This window comes from uncultured Campylobacter sp., from assembly GCF_938045775.1.
In the GTDB taxonomy this organism is placed as follows: Bacteria; Campylobacterota; Campylobacteria; order Campylobacterales; family Campylobacteraceae; genus Campylobacter_B.
The window spans coordinates 1-2,509 of the sequence record NZ_CALIBH010000112.1 but is presented as its reverse complement, the minus strand read 5'-3'; the positions used below and the strand labels follow the sequence as shown (position 1 = coordinate 2,509).

The following is a 2,509-nucleotide window of genomic DNA, read 5'->3' as shown; positions in this document are numbered from 1 at the left end:
AGTTTGCGATCTACAAAGACGGGCAAATTTTCATCTCGCCCTACATCGGCGATCTTAAAAACGTCGCCACGAATGAGCGATTTTTTGCGCTTTTGGATATGTTCGTGCGCGCCTACGAGCTGAAGTTCGACGCCGTCATCGCGGATCTGCACCCGCAGTTTTCACACACGCGATTTTTCGAGCAGCGCGGATACTCCGTGGTTCGCTACCAGCACCATTTCGCGCATCTGGTGTCGAATCTGGCGCAAAATGAGCTGCTAGGCAGCGGCAAAAAATACCTCGGCTTCTGCTTCGACGGTACCGGCTACGGCACGGACGGCACGATCTGGGGAGGCGAGATGATGGTGTTTGATCCGCACGGCTATCGTCGCGTCGCAAAATTTGACGAGATCGCGCTTATCGGCGGCGAGAATGCGATCAAAAACATCTACAAGCTTGCGCTTGCGCTCGTGTTTAAATTTAATGCAAAGGACGCTGCGCGCGAGTTTTTGGCAAAATTTAACGCGAGCGAAGTCGCAAATTTAGAAAAAATCGCGCCGCGTGCCGTCCGCTCAAGCTCGCTAGGGCGGCTGTTCGACGCGTTTGCTGCGGTCATTTGCGACTTGCGATCCGTAAGCTTCGACGGCGAAGCGGGCATGCGACTTGAGAACCTCTATATCCAGGGCTGCGAGCAGAGCTACAAGTTTGCGCTAAAAAGGGCGAATGGGGTAGGGGTTTTGAGCGAGAAAAGCCCTGTCGGCGGCGCAGCAAGCCCGAGCGAGAAATTTGTCGCCGCAAAAAATCCTATCCGCAGCGCAGAGCGTAATGACAGCAGCAGCGTCTGCGCGGGAAATTCTACCGACGGCGCGGTGGGCGTAACAGAAAATTTTAGCGGCGCGATAGATTGCAATAATTGTCCGACCAATTTTGCCAGCAGAGAAAGATTTGCAGCCGCGAATGTTTGGAGTGCGGCGGGCAAGACCGAAAATTCTGCATCAAATTCCGAGGCCTACGATGCCGAGCAAAATTTTGCCTATGCGCCGAATTCGACAAGCGCTTGTAGTTTAAATTCCGCGGGCGAGATAAATTATGATTTATCGATAAACACAGCGAATTCTACGGCGAATTCCATATCAAACGCCGCGGCAAATTCCTCAGATGGCGAGGCGCCGTGGGGCCTTGGCGGCGAATGCTACGTGATCGATTACGAAGCGGCGTTTTTGCAGGCTTTGAGCGATGAGCCGCGCTTGGCTGCGACGAAATTTATAAACGCCATCGCAAACTTTATCGCGGAGTTTGCGGAGGGCTTCGGGCTCGAGGTCGTGCTAAGCGGCGGGGTCTTTCAAAACGCGACGCTTCTAAATCTTACGTGCGCAAAGCTATGCGCGCGGGGCATCAAATTTCATCTAAACCGCGAGATTCCGTGCAACGACAGCGGCATCGCATACGGGCAGCTCGCGGCGTATCTAAGCGAAATTTCGCGCTAAGCTCGTCCACAAAAAACGCAATTATAGCCGTTAAGCTCGCTCTTTGTAAAATTTATCGTATCATCTCGCCGCTAGATTTAATGAACTCTGCGTCCTACCTACTCTTTGCGTAAATTTTAACGCTACGGGCGATAAAATCCACCGCGGTTAGCTTTTCTAAAATCGCAAAATCAGCGAGCAAATTTACGCTTTGCCGTCTTCATATGTCGCAGCCGAAACGTTAAAATTTTAAAATTTAACGGCGCGCCGTTGCCTGCCATAGCGTCACGGCGCACCACTATGGCAATCGATGCAAAATTCTACCGCGGCGCGTGGCTAGATACTGCGCAAATCCCAAGCCAAGACGCTATTTAGCGCCTGACTCTTAAAATTGAACGCAAGCTCGCGGTAGAATTTAAAATAACGGTAGCACCGGTAAAATTTCATCGCGCTAGCACTAAAATATAACGCGAAATCGCGAGCAAAATTTCAAAATAAGCGCGGTGCCTTGGAGCTTTAAATTTTTAAAGAATAAGCCAAATTAGCGCGAAATTCTTACTATTTGAGCGGAATTTCGGTAAAATTACATTCAAAATACGCGAAATGAGGGGAGCTATGAAAAAAGAGGAAAAAGAGAGCGCCGTAAGATTTAGCATTTCGCTGCCGACGAAGCTTTTTGAGGATCTCGACGAGATGGTGCGCGCCAAGCAATATCTAAGCCGCAGCGAGTTTATCCGCGATCTCATACGCGAAAAGATGGTCGAGGGCGTGCTTCACGGAGATGGCGAGGATGACTGCGTGGGCGTGCTTTGCATCGCTTACGATCATCACCAAAGCGATCTGATCGAGCAGCTCGTAGAGATCGAGCATCACGCAAACGTCACCATCGTCAGCACCAGCCACTTCCACATCGACGAGCGCCACTGCTTCGAGGAGATCACGATGCGGGATAAAATTTCAAAGATCGAGCGACTCAGCGCCAAAATCGGCGCACTAAAAGGGGTGAAATTTTCCAAGCTCGTAAAGGCGGTCATCACCGAAGCGTAGGGCTTTTGCACGTTTTT

1 protein-coding gene and 1 pseudogene are annotated in these 2,509 nt (G+C 50.8%); both read left to right on the top strand.

Annotated elements, in window-relative coordinates; all coding sequences use genetic code 11:
- A pseudogene (locus Q0238_RS04220) lies at positions 1 to 1,466 on the top strand (hypothetical protein); the annotation flags it as partial.
- Between the two features lie 594 nt (positions 1,467 to 2,060).
- Positions 2,061 to 2,492, top strand: coding sequence for a nickel-responsive transcriptional regulator NikR (gene nikR, locus Q0238_RS04215; protein ID WP_005870445.1), 432 nt, complete (start codon positions 2,061 to 2,063; stop codon positions 2,490 to 2,492).
- The last annotated feature ends 17 nt before the right edge of the window (positions 2,493 to 2,509 follow it).